Genomic DNA, 20,561 nt, shown 5'->3' with positions numbered 1-20,561 from the left:
TATAAATTTATAATCTAAATCCCCAATGTCTAACAACAAACTACTAGTAAAATTTGCTAAACCTTATCCAGCTAGGATATTTTTTACAATCTTGTTCGGATTTTCTAGCGCTTTATTTAACGGTGTGGGTACGACACTGATTGTGCCAGTAATTCTTCAAATAGTGGGTCAACCTGTGAATTTAACAGGTGCTCCGCCAATTATTAAAGCTATTATCTCTCCCTTTGATCATGTTCCAGAAAATTACCGCCTAGCGGTGATGGCTGGCTCAATTATATTTACAATTGTTTTAAAAAATTTAACTAGCTATATCGGTAGTTTGGTGTCGAGTTCTTTAACGCGGACGTTGACATCAGATATGCGGGAAGCCGGGTTGAAGTTATTACTAGATATTGACATAGATTATTATAGCAAAACGAAAGTTGGTGATCTAATCAACAGCCTTGGGGGAGAAATTGGTCGTGCTGCGAGTGCTATAGGCGGTGTAATCAGGTTAATTATACTGGCAATTACGATTCTAGTTTTTGTGGCTTTATTGCTGTCAATTTCCTGGCAGTTGACCATTGCCACTACACTGTTGCTAACTTTGGTGACGTTGGTAAATCAGTATGCAATTTACCGCTCAAGAGATTTTGGTGCCCAGTTTTCAGAGATGTCTAAAGCTTATTCTATTTCTGTGTTAGAAACGCTAAATGGAATTCGCCTAGTAAAGGCAACTGGAAATGAAGAAAGAGAATATAAACGGATTCAAAAACTAATTCGTGACCGAGAAAAAGCAGATTTTCAGTCCCAGGTGAATTCTGAGGCGATTACACCAGTTAGCGAGGTGACGGGCATTATAGCCTTAATAGTGATTGTCTTTTTGGGTCGCACCTTATTTGCCAACGAGATTACTTCAGTCTCAGCCGTTTTAATTACATATTTATTGTTGCTATTGCGACTGCTACCATTTATTTCTCAGTTAAATACTCTTCGGAGTAGCTTTGCTAATACTGCTTCTAGTGTGGATATTGTCGCTGATTTTTTACGACAAGATAATAAGCCGTTCATGAGTAGCGGGATGATTCCTTATGAGAAATTAAAAGAGGGAGTGCATTTTAAGCATCTCTGTTTTTCCTATCCTAATCATCAAAATATAGTACTTAAAGACGTAGATTTATATTTACCACGCGGTACTACTCTGGCTTTGGTGGGTAGTTCTGGTGCTGGTAAATCAACAATGGCAGACCTCTTACCGAGATTTTATGACCCCACATCTGGCTGTATTACCCTAGACGGAATAGATTTGCGAGATTTCGATTTGAAATCGGTGCGAAAGGCGATGGGAATTGTCAGTCAAGATACGTTTCTCTTTAATGATTCTGTGCGGAACAATATTGCTTATGGACGACCGGAGGCTAGTGATGATCAAATTCTCACAGCCGCAAAGCGAGCAAACGCCTATGAGTTTATTAACAAATTGCCCCAAGGATTTGATACGCCGGTTGGCGATCGCGGCGTGATGCTATCTGGTGGACAAAGACAAAGATTAGCGATCGCTCGCGCATTACTCCAAAATCCCGAAATTCTGATTTTAGATGAAGCCACCAGCGCTTTAGATACCGTTTCCGAACGCTTAGTACAAGCTGCACTCGATGACCTAAGTCGCGATCGCACCACCCTAGTAATCGCTCACCGCCTTTCCACAGTCCAAAAAGCTGATCAAATCGCCGTTTTAGACCAAGGAAGTGTAGTAGAAATCGGCACCCATAAAGAACTTTTACAAAAAGGTAGTTACTACTCACGCCTCTACTCAATGCAATTTACTGATCAGCCGGAAATTTCCACCAGAACTAATCCCAGCTTTAACCAAATTTCTCACGAACTGCGGACAAGGCTTAACTCCATGATTGGTTTCCTTGGACTATTAGTTGATGATCTGGTAGACAATTCCCAAGAGCGGCAGGAATTAATTGAGGAATCATACAATTCAGCCTTAAAAGTTCTCAACGCCATTGATGTCTTCGACGATGTGGTTCACCTGAAAATTAACCAGAAATTTTCGTCAGATGTAGACCAAAATCAAAATGGAAATAACCAGTATCAAAACTTTAGTTATATCTCGAATGAGTTTCACACACATCTCTATCCCCTCCTTATTTCTCTACACTTGCTAGTCGATAAATTAGAATCCGAACTCGAAAAAGAAAATCGATTAATTGCAGAATCTTATCACTCTGCTATTTACCTACTAGATACATTAAAGCTTTTTGAGAATAGAGGTTAATTTTAGTTAATGCAATTAACCAAAGTATTTTTACTACAATCTTGAAAAACCTATCATCCAAAACAATGATAAATTATTCAAAAAAAAATCAATATCAATATATTTTTTATACCGGAGAGCCATCACTACAACCGGACACAGCACACGAAATTCATGATGTTCTTTGCGCTAATGCAGCAGCTAACTTAGGCTACTCCTCAGTTTTAATTTATCCAGATAAAAAACATTCTGTTAATCTCCTATCGTTAATTTATCCTTATCAACCCAAAAGACCCGGCAGAGAATTTATAGAATTTTACGATGTTCAAGAAAAGCTCAAAATTGCTCCATTGCCAATGCCTTGGCCTATTGATAAAATAGCTGGTAAATTTACTAACTCCAGTACAGTAGTAACCAAATATTATTTACCGATTCATATCCGCCCTAATACTAAAGTTGTCCATACGCGGGATTGGAACTTTGTCAAAGCCGCAGTCAAAAATAAAATTCCTACTATCTATGAACGTCACTACTTTCAAGACCAAAAATTTGAGCCGGAAATCGTCCACAGTCCCTATTTTAAAATAGCCATAACTCAGTCGGAGCCCATCCGGCAAAGCTTAATAGAATATGCAATGCCACCGGAAAAAGTCGTTTGGCTACATAACGGATTCAATCAATCATTTTCAGTCAGGCAGCCCCAAGAAGCCGAAACATGGCGTCAAGAATTGCTCATAAATGGACGTAAGCATTTAGTTGTCTATTCCGGCGCTTTATATCATTTCAAAGGGGTTGATATCTTAATTGATTCTGCTAAAGAATTGCCAGAAATTCAGTTTGTCATTACAGGAGGTACAGAAGCACAAGTACAAGCATACCAACAACTAGCCAGAGATAAAAATGTAGAAAACGTTAAATTATTAGGCTGGATACTTCCACGAGAACGATTAGTCAGCTTATTTCAAGCAGCTGATATTTTGGTTCATCCTCACTGCGCTGGAAAATCAGCAGATTTCACAAATCCAGTTAAGTTTTTTCAGTATATGGCTGCTGGCACTCCTATAGTTGCAACTGAAATTCCACCTTTAATGGAATTCAAGACATCACCTTTAATTGCTAATTGGTGTACACCAGATAACCCGGATAAACTTGCCCAATCTATTCAACATACTTTAGAAGCCTATCCCAGAAAAATAGAGGGTTATGCAGCTAGTATAGATTTTGCCCAGCAATTCTCTTGGGAGAATAGAATTACCAAAATATTAAGCTACCTAGAAGAAGATCAGCGTCCACCAATTATGGGATAACGGTACAAAAATTAACTGAAAACTAACTACGAATAAATACGATTTATGACTATCAAAACTGTTGGGATGATTAGCAGCTATTCAGGTCTTGCTAAAACCAGAGATTGGTTATGGCAACAAACTCCGCACTCTTTTGGTGTTTGGGACAACATCCAAATGTTGAAAATAGCCCAAAAGCCAGACTTTATGTTGCTATATCAGTTTGATTTTCCTCAACCATCCCCACAACCATCTTGGTTAGATATTGTTCGTAAACGACAACAAAAACCAGAAATAAATATAGAATCTCTATTATGTGGTGTGCCGAAAGAGCGGATTATTTATTTTCTCCGCGAACCGCCCTTAGATGAAATTGTAGAAATAAGTAAGCGGAATTATCAGGAAGCTGAAAAGTATTGTGGTCATGTTTCTGGGCCCGATGACTTTGCGCCCAATCCCGATTATATGCCTGCTATTTGGTATCATGCCAAATCATTTGAGGATTTAAATGAAATGCCAATCCCGGAAAAAATTGCTCCATGCAGTTGGATTACTTCGGGAATTAACCGGACAGCTAATCATCGCCAGCGCTTAGACTTTTTGAAATCATTGCAAGCTAGCGGCACTAAGTTCGATTTGTATGGGCGGGACTTACCTGCATGGTCCCCAACAAAAGGTGAACTTGGTCACAAATGGCATGGAATGGCACCATACTACTACAATCTGGCAATTGAAAACTATGCAGAAAATAGTTGGTATGTAAGTGAAAAATTGTGGGATTCTTTGCTGGCTTGGTGTCTGCCAATTTATTATGGTGGCCCGGCTGCTGATAAATTATTGCCACCCGGTAGTTTTTTGCGGTTGCCCAGTTTAGATGAAAAAGGCATTGCCTACATCCAAGAAGTGACAGCTACACCTGATGCTTGGTATGCTGCTAAAGATGCGATCGCAGAAGCACGTCAAATCATTTTACGCAAATTAAACCTGCTTAACTGGTTGTCAAACTTTGTTGCTCAACACTCATAAATTATGAATGGTATTTGTACCCTTGGCAATGATTATGTTTTCGATCAGCTGGTGGCTTTGCTCAATAGTATTGATGTTATCTTGGGTTCAGAAACTCCTGTTTGTATCTATCCTTTCGATGATCAGACACAGCGAATTGCTGATGAAATAGCTAAACGCCCTAATGTATTTCTTTACGATAATCAAGAATCAATCAATCGCTGGGATCAATTTATGCTCACAGCAGCACCAGAACGATTGAATCGTAGTAAATTTCGTTTGTATGGCGCTCACCGTCGTTTTTGTGCTTTTGATGGGCCATTCGATAAGTTTATCTATTTAGATGCAGATACTTTGGTGATTAACTCACTAGCGACAGTCTTTGAAAAGCTAGATAGTTATGATTTTGTTGTCTACGATTTCCAATTTAAGGATGTTAGTAAAATATATAATACTAATTCTCCAAAATTACTAGAAGTTTTCGAGCAAAAACGCATTGATTCCGAAATATTTTGCTCAGGCTTCTATGGCGCAAAACGAGGAATATTTAACTCAGAACAAAGAGATTGGCTGATATCCCATTTACAAAATGGGGAAGCAGAAATTTTGTATAGCGGTGCTGGTGAACAACCACTGATCAATTACATGGTAATGAGATCTAATTTTTCTATTTATAACTTTGCTCTCCAACTGCCAGATAATCAAACAACAGGATGTTCTGCCACATCTAAGCATTTCGAGGAACGAGAACATCTTCTTTATGACAAAGGTAATCGCCTAACCTACCTTCATTACATTGGGATTCCTCCTAATATCAATCAAGCAGTCTGTGCAGGAGAAAATCTTGAGTTTCCCTATCGAGATTTATTTCTGTATTATCGTTATTTACACGAACCAGAGAAGCGTCCAGTCTTTAAAAATCCTCCTAAGAATTATAATGACGCTCCAACACCAAATTTACTTACAAGAGCTTTGCGAAAACTTAAGTTAATTAACCAAGGATAATTTATGAGTAGGGGCATTTATATAGTTGCCAATGACCGCGTTATCGATAATGCGATCGCTTTACTCAATAGCATTCGTTACTATGACCCAGAAGTGACTGTTTATCTCATACCTTTTAATGAAAATTATCAGAAAGTGGCAGAACAGCTTGCTACGTTACACAACGTCCAAATCTTCCCAGATTTAGAACTTATTGATACATTTACCAAACGCATCGGAGAAATTTTTGATCGAGATTTCCTCGCCTTACCCAACAAAATGCGTAAACTGGTGGCGTGGTTTGGCCCTTTAGATGAATTTATTTATATTGATACGGATATTGTCGTTTTTGAAAAAATCGCCGACAATTTAGACAAACTTTCAGAAGTCGATTTCTTCTGTTGTGATTACCATCATGCCTATGACAAGCTGCGAAATATCTTTTCCCCATTTGTAAAAGAGCAGCAAATTTTTTCTGATGCCCAACTTCAAGATGTTTTCAACAGTGGCTTTTGGGCTTCGAGAAAAGGAATTATTACCGAACAACAAATGGATGAAGCTTTGCGTGAGTGTGCAGCACATCGTGAGTATTTCGATTTTTCGGAAGGAGTTACAGACCAACCGATTCTGAATTATCTTGTGCTTAAGCTAATTGCCAAACGTGGAAATCTCGTCAAAATTCCTGGGGGAGGTCCTGGTAGTTGGGCTGGTTCGCAAAATTTCCAACAGCAAGAATACGCCCTCTATGACCGAGGACAACGACTAAAATATCTCCACTGGGCTGGTACGCGGATGAAAAGTGGTTGTCCCTATTGGCAATTGTGGGAACACTATCGCTATCTCCATCAAGGTAAATTGGCTTTCATCCCCAAACTAACTCGCCGTTTATTTCCCTTTGTTGCTGCCCGTACTTAATATTAGGAGTATCCCCAATGAGCGATGGCATTTACATTTTAGCGAATGATGTTGTCTATGACCAACTAGTTGCATTGCTCAATAGTATAGAAGCTAATGCTGGTAGAAAAATCCCTATTTGTGTAATTCCATATAATGATCAGTTAGACAAAGTAAAGGCAGAGATTGCATCTAGAGATAATGTCACTTTATTTGAAGACTCTGATTCCATAGCCTACTGGGATAACTTTGCCACCCAGATATGGAAAAATTACCCTAGAGCACAAAAAACTTGGCGAGAGTGGGGCTTCCCGGAACTCTATGTTCTACCAATGCACCGCAAATTGTGTGCTGTGGATGGTTCCTTTGATAGATTTATTTATTTTGATGCAGATACCTTGTTAATGGGGCCTGTAGATTATGTATATGAAAAATTAGATGCCGATGATTGGGTAGTCAATGATTTTCAGTATAAGTCTGATTTAAAATTTATTTTTGATGGTTCGTCAGAGCAGATGCAGCAAGTTTTCAAGTCAGAAAATTTGCAATCTAAAGTATTTTGTGCTGGTTGGTTTGCTACTAAGAAAAATATTTTTTCTAAAGCTTTAAGAGCCGACTTACTCGACAAACTAATAGCGGGTGAAGCTGAAGTGATGTGTTGTTTAGGTCCTGACCAATCTTTATTTAACTACATGGTGTTGAAAAGTGCAATTTCCTATTATAACTTTGCTTTTCATGACTGCGAACAGGCAACTGGTAATCACTGGAGTTCTCAATTTGATGTGGTAGATAATATCCTATACGACCAAGGTCGGAGATTGACATACTTACACTATATGAGTATATCTTCTTCAGCTTTTACGAGGCTTTGTGGGGGTGAAGATGTTGATATTCCTTACCGCGATGTTTTCTTATATTACCGCTATTTAAAATCGCCTGAAAAACGTCCTCAAAGCTTTAGCCGCCCAAGCCAGCTAATGCTGATGCAAAAGTCTACTATTAGTTTTATTCAGCAAAGAGTCAATAACATTAAGCTAAAATACCGTAACTTTAAGGATAAAATTAGTCAATAATTCTGCAAAAATTAACTTAGAAATTTTTTGTTGAATTAGCTACTATGTGAATCATCTCAACATAGCTTGGCAACAATTTAGCCCAGCTAAAACGCTCATAAATAGAGTGATGACGCTGATAAAATTTAGATTTATCTTCACTTTTGGATAGTACTTGACTAATTAAATCTGCCAAACTTCCTTCATGTTTAAAATTGCCAAAATACCCTTCATTTTCAAAGATGTAACGGGTAATGCCAAAATCATGAACTATACAAGGTAAGCCGTATGACATTGCCTCTAAAAACACCCTTCCTAGTCCTTCGTGGAGGGAAGCTAATACAAAAGCATCGGCAATTTTATAGTAGTTTGCAACTTCATGAGAGTCTACGGTTCTCCCTTGAAAATTTTCAGCACCCAATAAGCTATTACCCAGTTCAATAATTTCGGGTGAACTTCCATCCTGTTGTCCTAGCAGCAAAAGGTAAGGACGTGGTTCAGGTAAACTAGCAACTTCACGAATTAAATAATCCATACGCTTAGGTTTTTTGCTGATATAACCTACTGAAAGAATTAAAGGTGTTTTCTCAGGTAATCCTAGTTTATTTCTTAAAGCCTCTTTTTCCGAAGGCAAAAGTATTTGTAATTCAGCAGGTATTTCTGCCCCATAAGTAACTAGAGTTTGTTTTTGAGCAGGTATCCCTGCTTTTAAACAGTTCTGAAGATGCTGAGGAGCAATTTGTTGTATAAAGTCACAGTTGGCAAAAATAGGAGACTTTGATCCTAGTAGTGGCGCACCATTACAAAAAAGTAATTTATAGGTTTGTTTGGTAAAACGCCGCCAATGCGCGAGAAAATTACCAATGTCGTTATCACTAAAGTAAATTACATCTGGTTTCTCTGTTTGGATGTGTGGTATCAGACTCAAAAAAAAGGATATTTGCTCTACAAAATAGTTAGTAGTTTTAGTGTACTTAGCTATCTTACAGGCTGCTCTAGTATCACGAGGGAAATTCCACAAGGGAATTTCTTTTGCTTTTACTTTTCCACCACCTTTAAAAAGAATTATATCTAGAGAAGGCTCTTTTGATAGTGCCTGAAATGCTTGCTCGGCAAAAGACTCATATCCCCGCATAACGTGACCAAGACCTGTACATATCAAAAAGACTTTAAGTTTCATGATTTTAATCTTTAGTTACAAATAATATGTTTCAAAAAATAGATGTGCAATTTGTAGCACTTTTTGGATGTGGTGCAATACACTCTGATAAGGGAAAGGGGCTAGATTAGTGTATTCCATCCAGATAAAAACTGCTGTAATTATTTCAAAGTAGAAATACCTTGCATCTGCTGATTAGCGGTAATAAAAATTAAAGTTACTCAATGCTGCTAGTCTTAAACACAACGAACGATAGTAATAGCCTCATTTACGGAATTAATATATACTTGATTATGTTTGACAATACTGGTACAACTTCTTGCTGTTATGCCAGGAAGCCATTTCATGTCTGCTTGTAACTTATCTAATATTCTGATATCTGCATCGAGCCATAAATATACAAGTATTAAATAGTGATATTGCTTTGGCAATTATAAACCTTTTATCGTGGTAACAACCAATGCTTTGTTGTTCATGTTTAAATGCTAAAACATTAGGATATTTCTTAAATTCCTGTGGTTTATCTGTTAATACAATTAAGTATATTCCCGGTGAATGTTTTTCAATATCTTGAGCTAATACCAAAGCATGAGAGCGATATCTTTTTCCTAAAGCTAAACTACAAAAACAAACGTCTGGTTTTTCTTGGTTCATAAGGTTTTATTTTTTAAATAAAATTTGACTTAAACTTACATCAAAAATACGTTTAGAGACAACAGAACTATACAGATTGTTCCGATTTCAATCAAACACTATATTTACATATATAATGCGGGTATTGACTACTGTAATAATACCTATTTTATCCGATTACTAAATCCCATCTAAGTCCTAACAGATATGAAGACGTGATTAATGGCATCTCTACAAAGCCTTGACAAATCCTGATAAAATAAGTATAAATGCTCACCATCACTGGTGAGCATTTAGGTTGATTTGTATATTAGTAAACTGTCCTAGATATCAATACAGTTCAGTCAATAAGAACTTAACCATATTATTTTAAATCTATGACATAGAATCTAAATCTAAAGATTGCATTCCTTCGCGTTCTATAAATGTCATCATACTTCCCAACTGCAACCAAACTAATAAACAAGTAAACAGACTAATTGGTAGACCTACTCCTAAAGCTAAAGAGGAGGGGAAGCCAAATATTTCTAAACCTGAAGACAGAAATAGACAAGTACCGCCAGTTATGCCGATAAATGGCACAAGTAATTGTTTGAGTGAGGAACGGGGTTTAGTATTTTCTGTACGTTCGCTTGGCCATTTCTGCACAATTACTTTCAAAGTACCAGATAATGCCAAACCAGAAGTTAATGCTGCCAGAAAGCCAACAAGTAATAGAAAATAAGGCGGTTGCACAGGAAAATAGTACATGAAAACTCCTGATTTATATTAAAGATTTTTTACTTTTTATTTGTTGATTGATTCCCAGCAAAAAACTCCAGGAATGTAGCTTTTGGGAGGATAGCAGCTGCACCTTCTCTGGATAACTCTGTTAAAATGCCGATCGCTATATTTAATAAACGATCCGGTTTTAAGTCATCTTTAACGAGATTCCACAGGCGTTGGACATCTTCGGTGTGTAGGCGATCATCTTCGGTGAGAGCAAGCACCATCTGTCGCCGCAGAAACTTGCCTTCTTCCGACATTAAATATTGCAACCCCATCTGGGCTGTGGGTAATACATCAAAGTTGTTATCAGTACGAGCGATCGCAATTAAATTCTCTAACCGATGCCACTGAAATTTACCATCTTTGAATAACACATTCAATAATCGCCGCTGTAAGTCGGCCGATTCCCCTGTCAGCAACCGCCGTGCTATATAGGGATAACCCACTTCAACAATTTTGAAATTCGGGTTAAGGCTAAGGGCAATACCTTCCTGAGTCACAAGGGAACGAATAATCAAAGCAAACTTCGCCGGAACTCGGAAAGGATATTCATACATCAGCTCCGAGAATTCATCGGTAATAGTTTTGAAGTTAAAATCCTTGACATTTTTGCCAATAGCGTTTCCTAGCACCGCTTCTAATGCTGGCACTATCGGGCAAATATTCGTGTCTGGAGTCAAAAATCCCAATTTGACAAAATCTTCAGCTAAGTCGGTATAGTCTTTATTCACCAAATGCACTAGCGCATCCACCAGCGTTTCTTTGGTGGTTTCCTCTAACTGATCCATCATGCCGAAATCAATGTAAGCCATACGTCCATCAGGCATCGCAAACAAATTGCCGGGATGGGGGTCAGCATGGAAGAAGCCGTATTGTAACAGCTGTTGCAATCCTGAAGTGACACCAATTTGGATGATCCCTTCTGGGTCTAAACCTGCTTCGCGGATGCGTTTAGTGTCTGTCAGCTTAAAGCCATTAATCCATTCCAGGGTTAAAACGTGGGTATTGGTGTAACGCCAGTAAATGCCTGGAACTTTTACTTGCGGGTCGTTGCGGAAGTTGAGAGCAAATTTTTCGGCGTTGTGGCCTTCATTAATATAGTCAATTTCCTCAAATAACTTTGTGCCAAACTCGTCCACAATTAAAGTTAGGTTGTGACCGAGATTTAGAGGCAACCAAGGAGCTAGCCAACCTGCTCCCCAACGCATCAGATATAGGTCGCGTGTAATTACCGGGTGTAAGTTGGGGCGTTGCACTTTGACTGCGACTTCTTCACCACTGAGCAGACGACCACGGTATACTTGACCCAAGCTAGCAGCAGCTACGGGGTTAGGTGACAGTTCGCTAAAACTTTCGTGAATAGGGCGGTCTAGTTCAGTTTCGATAATCTGGTAAGCGATCGCATTATCGAAAGCTGGTAACTGATCTTGTAACTTGATCAGTTCTTCTAAAAAATCTTTGCGTATCAGGTCAGGCCGGGTGGAGAGGGCTTGACCAACTTTAATAAAAGTCGGGCCTAGTGCGGTGAGCAGTTCTCGCAACTGGATAGCTCGTTTACCCTTGTTTTGCTCAACTTGATCTTGCCATTCGTCCCACTTCAGACTGAGTATAAATCCTGCAAAAGACCAGATAATTCTCAGGAGTCGCCCCCAGGCTAACCAGGGACGGTAACTATAGTAGCGAGCGATCGCATCTGGATTATAGAGTTGTAGCTGAGTAGGTTGAAACTGACCCACGCCTTTATTTGCCTCTTCAACTGAAAAATTTACAATGATTGTTTTTCTCCTAAGCCACAAGTTAGTTGCAAGTTTAGGATAGCGGTAGTCTTTTATCTAAAACAACTAGAACTTTACCCTTTGGGGATAGTGTTCGAGGCGTTTTTAGCTGATGTTACTGCCTACATTTATTTATCTTTATTCTTAATTATACTTTATGAAACTACAACTAATTACTCCAGTTTTCGATGATTTTATCTTTTCTTAATTATACTTTATGTAAATATAAATATTTAATATGCAAATTTCAGGAGGATATGAGAACTCAGTAACCGTGTTTGCTATCAGCTACATCAAAAATAAACTTTTGGCAGAGAGTGTAGATTTAGAAGCTTTTTGATTGATTATATTATGCAAATTTATCATAAAGATTATAGCGTTAAGTACAGCTTTGGTAATTGGTAGTGATTTTGCCACAATTACCAATTACCAATTAGCTACTTTTAATTATCATGTAGTGCTATTTAGATTTAGCCTCCAAGTTTTCTAAACGGCTTCTCAATTCTTGGTTTTGTTGTTTGAGTTGGTCGAAATCTTCACGCAATTGACGCAGGGTTTTTTCGGAACCAATGTTCTTTTGCACCTTAGAAATTTCTTCTTCAGCATAGCGACGTACACGCCCATCGGCTGTTTGTTCAGCTAGCGATCGCAAAACCCCCACTGCTTTAGGTATTTCCATTTGTCCTAATGCTGCTGCTACCGCCACTTGCGTTAAAAAGAATGTTTCTTTGGCTAGTTCTGTTAATTTTTCTAAAATCCGTTCCAAATTAACCGGACTTTGGCCTACAGAAATCTTTCCTAAAGCGCGAATTGTGGCTAAACGTAGGGGTTGTGGTACACCAAGTTTGGTATATTCGATCAGTAGATTTAAAGCTGCTTCCGAGGTTTTGAATTCAGCTAAACCGCCGATCGCACCACTCCGCACAACTTCATTCAAACTTGCCTTTTCTTCTAAAACGGATTTTAGCAGCTTTAATACCTTGTCTTCCTTGGGTTTCTCTTCCAAGTTTGCCGATGCGATCGCCCCGATCACCCGAGAAGCTGCTGCTTCCACGTAGTAGCTAGGATCGCCTTTTTGCACTAACCCTTTCACAACTTTATAGCTTTCAGCAGTTTTGATTTGAGCAAGTGCTTCCACTACAGATCGTCGCACGTAAGCATTTTTATCTTTTAACCCCAGAACTAAGCCATCAAAGGCTTGGTCTAAATTAATTTTCGCTAGTTGTTTCGCCACTTCCACACGCACGCTCCACAATCGGTCATTTTTGAGCGCCGCAGATAGTGCAATAGTCGCTTCTAACCCGCCTTTTTTCGCCAAAGCTTCTGCTGCATAGATGCGCGAAATCGGGTTGGGATCAAATTCTAACTGTGCTTTTAACTCCGATATTGGATACTCTAAAGCTACTGTTTTCAGGTAATTATTCCCCACATCAAAGCTGATAAATTGGGGTTTATTTTCTAGGGGAAAGTAGAAGCTTTGTTCACGTTCATTCACCCGCACTACAAAAGTTTTTAGTTGTGAGTTATTTTTAACTCCTAACTCCAGTACAGACGCGATTAATCGCGTCTGTACTTCTGAATGTTGCGTATAGCCAAAACCAATAGGTATTTTTAGATCAAACAAATCCTTATTGCCATTTTTATCTTCAGCAGCTTGGGTTTGAGTTACCGTAATTTTTGCCAAATTAGCATCCCCATCCCAAGAGTAAGCTACTTTAAAATCGGGATGACCACCACGATAAACGTATTGGTCAAAGAGGAACAAAAGATTATGTCCGGTAGCCTTTTCAATCGCCCTGAGTAAGTCTACTGTTTCTACGGTTTTGTGGGCATTATCTTGGATAAATGTTTGAATTGCCTGCCAAAACAATTCATCTCCCAATTGCGCCCGAATCATGTGATAAACACAAGACCCTTTTTCGTAGATGTGGCGATCGTAAAGTTCAATAGCTTCCCGATAAATATGTGTTACCATTGGACGGCGGTAACGGCTGCTATCTTCACTGAAGTAACGACCAGCTTGCAATAAACGATAGCAAGCTGCTTCTTCTGGACTATATTCCTGTTCTGTCCACATGACCTCCGAATAGGAAGCCATCCCTTCCTTGAGCCAAGCATGAGACCAATGCTTAATCACCACCAAATCACCAAACCACTGGTGCGCGAGTTCGTGGACAACTAAACTTTCGGTGTTGCGGTTATCTAAGGCGGCGCGTTCATCCAGCAAGCATCTATCTGTTAACAGGGTTGTGGAGGTGTTTTCCATCCCGCCAAAGATGAAGTCATCGACGCAAACTTGGGCGTATTTCGGGAAAGGGTATGGATAGCCATACTTTTCGCTCAAAAATTCGATCATGCGCGGAGTTTTGCCCATGCTGCGTTTAGCATCTTCCTCCCGTCCCTTTTCTACGTAGTAGGTGACTGGTTTCCCCTGCCACTCGTCCCGAATTTCAGCAAAATCACCTACTGCCAAAGTCATCAAGTAGGTAGGATGAACTTGTTGCTGTGACCAATGGTAGATTTTGTAATCACCATCTTCTGTGGTGTCAATCAATTCGCCGTTGGAAATAGCTACCAGAGGGTTGGGAACACGCACGCGAATTTCGGAAGTAGACAATTGTCCGGGATAGTCAAAGCAGGGGAACCAAAAGCGAGAGTCTTCGTCTTCTCCCTGAGTCCAAACTTGGGTGGGCTTGTTTGGGTAGTGCTTGTCTGGTTGAATAAAATAAATACCGCGTTGCGGTTTTACTACCGAGTAGGCGATCGCAATCAGCAAGCGTTTACCAATCTGGGTTGCTTCCGAAAGTTGAATGGAAAGCTGTTCCCCGTCATAGTCAAAATTTTCTCGCACCTGGTCCACTTGCACAGACTCGATATTCAGGTTGACAGCATCCAAAGTCAAACGGTCAATGCCATTACGGATTGGCAAGAGGCGAATGTTACAGCTGCCCTGATAGCTTTGCTTGGGGATATCCAAGCTGAGATCGAGAAAAATATGCTCTACCTGTCCGGGGCGATCGGGATTGTAGTGTGGTCTTGCTCCCGGTAACTCAAAAGGCTTGTGTCCGTTATTATCTGTATCAAAATAAGACTTCGACATTGATCCTTACTGACCTTGTAATTCTGAAAACTCTGGCTTGACTGGATGTAGTTAAGCAAAATTGCGGTGTCTAAATGTATTTCCCTCAACAGGGCATTACGGAGGTGAGAAGTCCCCTTTGGGATTGGGGGATTGAAATTAATCTCACCCGAATTTCCGAAGATCGGCTGCCGATCTTTGGACTTTTTCCATATCCCTACCGCATTTACTTTTCCTGATATTTTGCACTTTTTTGTCATCGGGTCAAGAGTCTCTTGCACCTCGATCGATTCTCGTTAACTACAAAAACTCCTAATTATTCTTATAACTTAGGATAGCTTGCTACTGCTGAACAGGCTATTTTGTTTGAAATGAACAGCATAATATTTGCGGATTCGCTCATCATCCCTTTGAAGTAATTTTAGACCGCTAACTTATATATAGGACTACTAATTTTATCAGTAAATACCGATCAATGAGCGAAAATTATGAACAAATCCGAAAACTCTACAATGATACTTGTATAAATCTCGGTGACAATCTGAGCAAAAGAGGATAACAAAATGCCTGAAAGTAAATCAAAGTTTTTCATTCCTGCTGTTGGTGCTGCTGTAGTTGTAGCCGGAAGTATAGCGGCTTACACGTATTTTAAAAGCCCATCAGGAGGTAGTTCAGACGCTCTAAACAGTGCGAAAGTTGTACCTTCAACAGCATTGATGGCAACTTATATTACTACTGACTCTCAAGGCTGGGCAAAGTTACAGCAGTTTGGCACTCCAGAAGCACAAAAGTTAGTGGCAAAAGGTCTGGAAAATTTCAATAAGCAAGTCTTCAGTAACAGTAACCTTTCTTATGAAAAAGACATAAAGCCTTGGGCAGGTGGTGTGATGATTGCTGTACTGCCAGCAAATCCTGTAAAGCAGGTGCAGTTAAACGTGCCGTCTGGGGCACCTAAAGTACCAACAAATTTACAGCAGAAACCGAATATCTTGATAGTGGTGGGAATCAAAGACAAACTCAGCGCCTTGAATTTTGCTAATAAATTGAAGTCAGAAAAAGGGGTGAAATTCCAGGAATCTGACTACGAAGGTCAAAAAATTATCGAAACTACACAAAATGGCAAGCCTACATATAGTGTAGTTTTAAATAATACTCACTTGGTATTAGCCCCGGAAAAGCAAGCTGTAGAAAAAGCAATTGACACGTTTAAGGGACAGTCTTCTTTTGCCAGTAAAGAAGATGCCAGCAGCATTCTCAACCAAGGAGTAGATGTTAAAAACAGCCTCGCCCAAATTTATGTACCAGACTATGCAGGTATGGTACAGCAATTATCAGCCGCAAGTCCGCAGGCAAAGCAGTTACCTGCACAAACCCTGACGCAACTGAAGCAGATAAAATCTGTGGTGGCGGGTGTTGGTGTTGATGATGCGGGAGTGCGACTAAAAGCGATCGCCAATTTAGATCCGCAACTAAATAAATTTCAATATCAATCAACTCCTGGGAATATAGTCGGGCAATTCCCGATTGATACCTTTGCTCTGATTAGCGGAAGTGGCATCAGCCGTGGTTGGGAAACGGTAGTAGAACAGTCCAAAGATTATCCCCAAATGAAGCAAGCTTTGGAACAAGTGCGATCGCAACTGAAATTCGTGAATATTGACCTGGATAAGGATATTTTTGGCTGGATGAATGGAGAATTCGCCTTTGGTGCAATTCCATCAAATCAAGGGGTGTTAGCGAGTGTTGGTTTTGGAGGTGCTTTACTATTTGATACTAGCGATCGTAAAACTGCCGAAGCCACTTTCACAAAATTGGATACTCTCGCCAAAAGCCAAAAAATCAACATCGGCAACAGAAATATTGGTGGTAAAGATGTAACTGAATGGCAAATCCCCCAACAAGGAGCTTTATTGGCTCATGGTTGGCTGGATCAAGATACTTTATTCATAGCTCTTGGTGGACCAATTGCAGAAGCCATCGGCGATCGCAAAAATCAATCTCTTGACAATAGCGACGCTTTCAAAGCCGTTACTGGTTCTTTCCCAAAGCCCAACGCCGGCTATTTCTACCTGGATATGGATAAAACTAAAACTGTGCCGCTGATCAATAGTTTTATCTCATCTAACCCCGATACCATCACCATCCTGGGTTCCATTCGTGGTTTTGGTGTTACCGCCACTAGCCCGAATAAATCCACGAGTCAATTGGAGATGTTGTTAGCTCTCAAGCCGAATACTGCAAAGTAGGGCATTGGGCATTGTTTATTCTCCTCGTCTCCCTTGTCTCCCTCATCCTCCTCATCCTCCTCATCAGATGTCAAGTTTCTATTTACTTCTAGACTGCTGTCCAGCAACTATGTCATAAGTAAAAAAGGCTGTTAAATGCAAACTGATTTATGACTGCTGTAAACACTAATCCTGGCTTCGCTTCCCGCTTGGTAAATGGCATATTGGCAATCAAGCCTTTAGCTAATCTGGCCAAGCATCAAGCTAGACAAATGATGATTAAACGTGCCGAGAGAATTGGTGTGCCTTGGACGCAAGAAGTTCAGACACTACAGGCGCTTGATTGGAAGGCTGATCTAGCTCAAGTACAAAATCCTCAGCTTTCCTACCCCGATTACTACGTCACCTCATTCCATGCCTACGAAACTGGAAATCTCAGTTGGCAAGCCGCTTTTGAGGTAGAACCTGCTGCTTACGCTGTCCACGCTAAGGTTTGGCAGAACGCTGAAGCACAAGGCGATCCGATGCTGCGCCAAAGTTACCACAATATCCTCAAAAGTCAAATCCCTAACGAGCCGCAAAATATTTTAGATGTAGGGTGTAGTGTTGGCTTGAGTAGTTTTGCCCTACAAGCAGTTTATTCTCAAGCCAAAATCACAGGCTTAGACTTATCTCCCTACTTTTTAGCGGTTGCCAATTACCGCGCCCAACAACATCAAGCTAAAATCAACTGGCTTCATGCCCAAGCTGAATCAACTGGACTACCAGATGCTTCTTTTGATTTAGTCTCCATTTTCCTGATGTGTCACGAATTGCCCCAATCAGCAACCCGACAGATTTTAGCTGAAATGCGGCGTGTGCTGCGTCCGGGTGGCTACTTGGCAATCATGGACATGAATCCCAAATCTGAAGTTTACCAGAAAATGCCAGCTTACATTTTGACGTTGCTTAAAAGTACTGAACCGTATTTAGATGAATATTTCGCTTTGGACATTGAGCAGGCTATTGTTGAAGCGGGTTTCCAAACTCCCACTATCACTAACAATACTCACCGTCACCGCACAATAATTGCTCAGGTGAGTGGTTGATTTATCTCTACTGCTATGGGCAGCAATACCACCGTTGCTGCTGCTAGGCTACTACTACTATCGGGTGCCGTTTGCCCCACCTCTGGTAAAGTTGCTGATGTTCTTTATCATCGGGGTAATATCTGGGATCTTAGCCCTAAGCCTCGAATGGATTTTTGAAACTGTCGTCAACTCTTTTGTAGACTGGCATCAGATCAAGCGATCGCTTCCTGGTATAGCCTTGCGACAGCTGGTAGAAGTAGGTTTAATTGAAGAAGGCTGCAAGTTGATAGCAGTTGTTATCCCAACCTGCTATCTACAACGCAGGTATCGATTACTTCAGTCTACCGTTTTCTTGTTGACTATAGCCGTTGCCCTTGGATTCACTGCCGAGGAGAACTGGATTTACCTTTTCCACGATACCGCATCAATTTTTGACCGTATTATTGGCACGCCAGTCCATGCCATGTTTTCTGCGCCTTGGGGATATGCCTTGGGAATATACATTTGCTTGCACACTCGGTTAAATCGAGACAGGAATTTCATTTTTAGGGCTTGGCTAAATTCTGTAATCTGTCATGCCCTAGTTAATGTCCTATCTAGTGCTTGGCGTTACTCACTACCCCTGCATTTCCTTAGCTATGGTTTATTTCCGTTTCTATTGTGGATGTTTTGGCGGCTAGAACAGTTACTCCGAAAAGTGGAAGGTAAACCCGCCATTATCCTGATTTTGGACCGTACACCCCAGCGCCGTTACTGGCAGAGGAGTTTAGTGCTGTTTGCCTTGGTCCTGGGTGGAAATGCTATTTTTGGGCTGTTTCTCTTAGTCAAGATTCTTAGTCCTTTGAGTCCGTCGAAACTTTTTGATCGTGATATTTTATGGTTTATATTTAGTCGCTTTTTATTAAATCTCTTTTTTGGAGTTTTCGCCTGGGGCATTTATCGCTATTTGCGACATTCCGCCCGTCGTCGGTATTTTTAACTAAAACGCCCTGTGAACAACACTTACCGCTATTCCCCTAAGGCAATAGGGCAGTTGAGTTTATAACAATTTCTTTCTCCAGTATTCTAACAGCCTAGCAAATTTTGTTAGAATTAACTGGGAGTTTCAAAATGTCGAGTTTGACCTACACATACCGAATTTATATTACGCTTTGCAAGAGCGAAAAGACTGGATAGCATCGCGTAAGTGTGCGGTCAACGCTTGCAGTATTCGCTCTGAGTACATAATTCCATCTGACGCACCATACCCTGACTATTACAAACAACAGAACGCACTGACTCCAGCTAAGAAGAAAAATCCAGAACTCAAAGACGTTCTGTCTAGATGCGACCAACGAAGCAGGAATGCCCATGTGTAAATTTGGGAAGCCTACATAATCGGTACTCCGATTTAGTGTATGTAGGATGTCACAATATGATTTAGGAAAATGCTAGGGGGTTTCTATGCAAACAGCTCCAGTGCGTTGGACGACTGCTGATCTAGAGTTCTTTGCTAGCGATCGCAGAAATCGCTATGAGATTATTGATGGGGAACTATTTGTGACTAAAGCACCTAACTGGGATCATCAGACTAGCTGCGCCAATATTGTTACAGTTCTTAAGATTTGGTCAGATGAAACTGGTTTAGGTCAGGCTGCGATCGCACCTGGAATTATTTTCTCAGATTCTGACAATGTGATCCCTGATGTGGTGTGGGGAAGTCATGAACGTTTAAAACACTTGCTAGATGAGGCTGGACACTTGACAGGCGCACCAGAGTTAGTAGTAGAGGTTTTATCTCCCGGTGCAAAAAACGAGAACCGCGACAAGGAAACAAAGCTAAAGTTGTACTCGGTGCAAGGGGTTCAGGAATATTGGATTTGTGATTCTATACAGAAGAAAGTTGAAGTTTATCGTCGTGAACAGGCTGCATTAAAGTTAGCAATTACTTTATTTAGTCAAGATGAATTGACAAGTCCTTTGCTACCTGGTTTCAACTGTTTAGTAAGTAAACTTTTCTAGTTGGGCATTGGGCACTTGTACTGAGCGTTCGCGTAGCGTCTCGTAGAGAAGTCGTTGGCGTAGCCTCTCGTAGAGAAGTATTGGGCATTGGGATGATATAAATTCCCTATGTCCTAAGCTATTGCGCCTTTAATTTGCACTAATATTTTTTCAACATGGTTGTGGGGTGGGCAGCGTTCGACTGACTTGTACTGAACGTTGTCGTTGGCGCAGCCTCTCGTAGAGAAGTAGCGCTCACGCCGAAGTCTTGCCCGCCCTGATTGTGCAAGTTGTATACATAACAGCTTATCCCTAAATTTTCAATTACCTAAACTCGTGCCAAGACTGGCTGATTCATGGCTGCACTGGCTGATTCTGATTCTGACTCAGTACAGTAGATTTCACA

General features: G+C 40.4%; 15 protein-coding genes. 10 read left to right on the top strand and 5 right to left on the bottom strand.

Features of this window, described 5'->3' with window-relative positions; all coding sequences use genetic code 11:
• Positions 1 to 25 precede the first annotated feature (25 nt).
• The 6 genes from ACYTXL_RS09345 (at position 26) to ACYTXL_RS09320 (ending at position 7,487) form a co-directional block, all read left to right on the top strand.
• Entirely contained in the window at positions 26 to 2,266 is a 2,241-nt protein-coding gene (locus ACYTXL_RS09345) for an ABC transporter ATP-binding protein (protein ID WP_461924486.1), read from the top strand.
• Positions 2,267 to 2,331: 65 nt separating this feature from the next.
• Positions 2,332 to 3,552 carry a glycosyltransferase family 4 protein gene (locus ACYTXL_RS09340; RefSeq protein ID WP_461924485.1) on the top strand — a complete coding sequence of 407 codons (1,221 nt, stop codon included), beginning with the start codon at positions 2,332 to 2,334 and terminating at the stop codon, positions 3,550 to 3,552.
• Between the two features lie 45 nt (positions 3,553 to 3,597).
• Positions 3,598 to 4,557, top strand: coding sequence for a glycosyltransferase family 10 domain-containing protein (locus ACYTXL_RS09335; protein WP_461924484.1), 960 nt, complete (start codon positions 3,598 to 3,600; stop codon positions 4,555 to 4,557).
• 3 nt (positions 4,558 to 4,560) lie between these two features.
• The gene (locus tag ACYTXL_RS09330; protein ID WP_461924483.1) at positions 4,561 to 5,541 is read left to right on the top strand and encodes an Npun_R2821/Npun_R2822 family protein; all 981 of its coding nucleotides are present in this window, start codon (positions 4,561 to 4,563) and stop codon (positions 5,539 to 5,541) included.
• A 3-nt stretch (positions 5,542 to 5,544) separates the two neighbouring features.
• Entirely contained in the window at positions 5,545 to 6,435 is an 891-nt protein-coding gene (locus ACYTXL_RS09325; RefSeq protein ID WP_461924482.1) for an Npun_R2821/Npun_R2822 family protein, read from the top strand.
• Between the two features lie 17 nt (positions 6,436 to 6,452).
• Positions 6,453 to 7,487 (top strand): Npun_R2821/Npun_R2822 family protein, encoded by a 1,035-nt coding sequence (locus ACYTXL_RS09320; protein ID WP_461924481.1) that lies wholly within the window; start codon positions 6,453 to 6,455, stop codon positions 7,485 to 7,487.
• A gap of 16 nt (positions 7,488 to 7,503) precedes the next feature.
• Here ACYTXL_RS09320 and ACYTXL_RS09315 read toward each other — a convergent pair whose 3' ends face one another.
• From ACYTXL_RS09315 to ACYTXL_RS09295, 5 genes are all read right to left on the bottom strand, one after another.
• Complete coding sequence (locus ACYTXL_RS09315; RefSeq protein WP_461924480.1) at positions 7,504 to 8,646, bottom strand: glycosyltransferase family 4 protein; 1,143 nt, start codon at positions 8,644 to 8,646, stop codon at positions 7,504 to 7,506.
• Positions 8,647 to 8,985: 339 nt separating this feature from the next.
• Positions 8,986 to 9,279, bottom strand: coding sequence for a hypothetical protein (locus tag ACYTXL_RS09310; RefSeq protein WP_461924479.1), 294 nt, complete (start codon positions 9,277 to 9,279; stop codon positions 8,986 to 8,988).
• A 354-nt stretch (positions 9,280 to 9,633) separates the two neighbouring features.
• Positions 9,634 to 10,008 carry a hypothetical protein gene (locus tag ACYTXL_RS09305; protein WP_461924478.1) on the bottom strand — a complete coding sequence of 125 codons (375 nt, stop codon included), beginning with the start codon at positions 10,006 to 10,008 and terminating at the stop codon, positions 9,634 to 9,636.
• A 29-nt stretch (positions 10,009 to 10,037) separates the two neighbouring features.
• Positions 10,038 to 11,762, bottom strand: coding sequence for an ABC1 kinase family protein (locus ACYTXL_RS09300; RefSeq protein WP_461924477.1), 1,725 nt, complete (start codon positions 11,760 to 11,762; stop codon positions 10,038 to 10,040).
• Between the two features lie 499 nt (positions 11,763 to 12,261).
• Positions 12,262 to 14,901: a M1 family aminopeptidase gene (locus ACYTXL_RS09295; RefSeq protein ID WP_461924476.1), complete on the bottom strand. Its 2,640-nt coding sequence runs from the start codon at positions 14,899 to 14,901 to the stop codon at positions 12,262 to 12,264.
• Positions 14,902 to 15,443: 542 nt separating this feature from the next.
• On the opposite strand from ACYTXL_RS09295, the gene ACYTXL_RS09290 reads away from it, so the two are divergent.
• From ACYTXL_RS09290 to ACYTXL_RS09275, 4 genes are all read left to right on the top strand, one after another.
• Positions 15,444 to 17,126 carry a DUF3352 domain-containing protein gene (locus ACYTXL_RS09290; RefSeq protein ID WP_461924475.1) on the top strand — a complete coding sequence of 561 codons (1,683 nt, stop codon included), beginning with the start codon at positions 15,444 to 15,446 and terminating at the stop codon, positions 17,124 to 17,126.
• A 149-nt stretch (positions 17,127 to 17,275) separates the two neighbouring features.
• Positions 17,276 to 18,193 carry a class I SAM-dependent methyltransferase gene (locus ACYTXL_RS09285; RefSeq protein ID WP_461924474.1) on the top strand — a complete coding sequence of 306 codons (918 nt, stop codon included), beginning with the start codon at positions 17,276 to 17,278 and terminating at the stop codon, positions 18,191 to 18,193.
• Entirely contained in the window at positions 18,186 to 19,154 is a 969-nt protein-coding gene (locus tag ACYTXL_RS09280; RefSeq protein WP_461924473.1) for a PrsW family intramembrane metalloprotease, read from the top strand. Before ACYTXL_RS09285 ends, ACYTXL_RS09280 begins: the two co-directional genes overlap by 8 nt.
• 464 nt (positions 19,155 to 19,618) lie before the next feature.
• The gene (locus tag ACYTXL_RS09275; protein WP_461924472.1) at positions 19,619 to 20,176 is read left to right on the top strand and encodes a Uma2 family endonuclease; all 558 of its coding nucleotides are present in this window, start codon (positions 19,619 to 19,621) and stop codon (positions 20,174 to 20,176) included.
• Positions 20,177 to 20,561 lie beyond the last annotated feature (385 nt).

Source organism: Nostoc sp. (assembly GCF_054880495.1).
The sequence above is the reverse complement of the archived record's forward strand: the minus strand, read 5'-3'. Positions and strand labels throughout refer to the sequence as shown.

Coding starts and splice junctions, on each gene's coding strand:
- ACYTXL_RS09315 (WP_461924480.1), bottom strand. CDS start 8,646: ATGAAACTTAAAGTCTTTTTGATATGTACAGGTCTTGGTCACGTTATG.
- ACYTXL_RS09285 (WP_461924474.1), top strand. CDS start 17,276: ATGACTGCTGTAAACACTAATCCTGGCTTCGCTTCCCGCTTGGTAAAT.
- ACYTXL_RS09295 (WP_461924476.1), bottom strand. CDS start 14,901: ATGTCGAAGTCTTATTTTGATACAGATAATAACGGACACAAGCCTTTT.
- ACYTXL_RS09305 (WP_461924478.1), bottom strand. CDS start 10,008: ATGTACTATTTTCCTGTGCAACCGCCTTATTTTCTATTACTTGTTGGC.
- ACYTXL_RS09330 (WP_461924483.1), top strand. CDS start 4,561: ATGAATGGTATTTGTACCCTTGGCAATGATTATGTTTTCGATCAGCTG.
- ACYTXL_RS09345 (WP_461924486.1), top strand. CDS start 26: ATGTCTAACAACAAACTACTAGTAAAATTTGCTAAACCTTATCCAGCT.
- ACYTXL_RS09310 (WP_461924479.1), bottom strand. CDS start 9,279: ATGAACCAAGAAAAACCAGACGTTTGTTTTTGTAGTTTAGCTTTAGGA.
- ACYTXL_RS09325 (WP_461924482.1), top strand. CDS start 5,545: ATGAGTAGGGGCATTTATATAGTTGCCAATGACCGCGTTATCGATAAT.
- ACYTXL_RS09290 (WP_461924475.1), top strand. CDS start 15,444: ATGCCTGAAAGTAAATCAAAGTTTTTCATTCCTGCTGTTGGTGCTGCT.
- ACYTXL_RS09340 (WP_461924485.1), top strand. CDS start 2,332: ATGATAAATTATTCAAAAAAAAATCAATATCAATATATTTTTTATACC.
- ACYTXL_RS09335 (WP_461924484.1), top strand. CDS start 3,598: ATGACTATCAAAACTGTTGGGATGATTAGCAGCTATTCAGGTCTTGCT.
- ACYTXL_RS09275 (WP_461924472.1), top strand. CDS start 19,619: ATGCAAACAGCTCCAGTGCGTTGGACGACTGCTGATCTAGAGTTCTTT.
- ACYTXL_RS09320 (WP_461924481.1), top strand. CDS start 6,453: ATGAGCGATGGCATTTACATTTTAGCGAATGATGTTGTCTATGACCAA.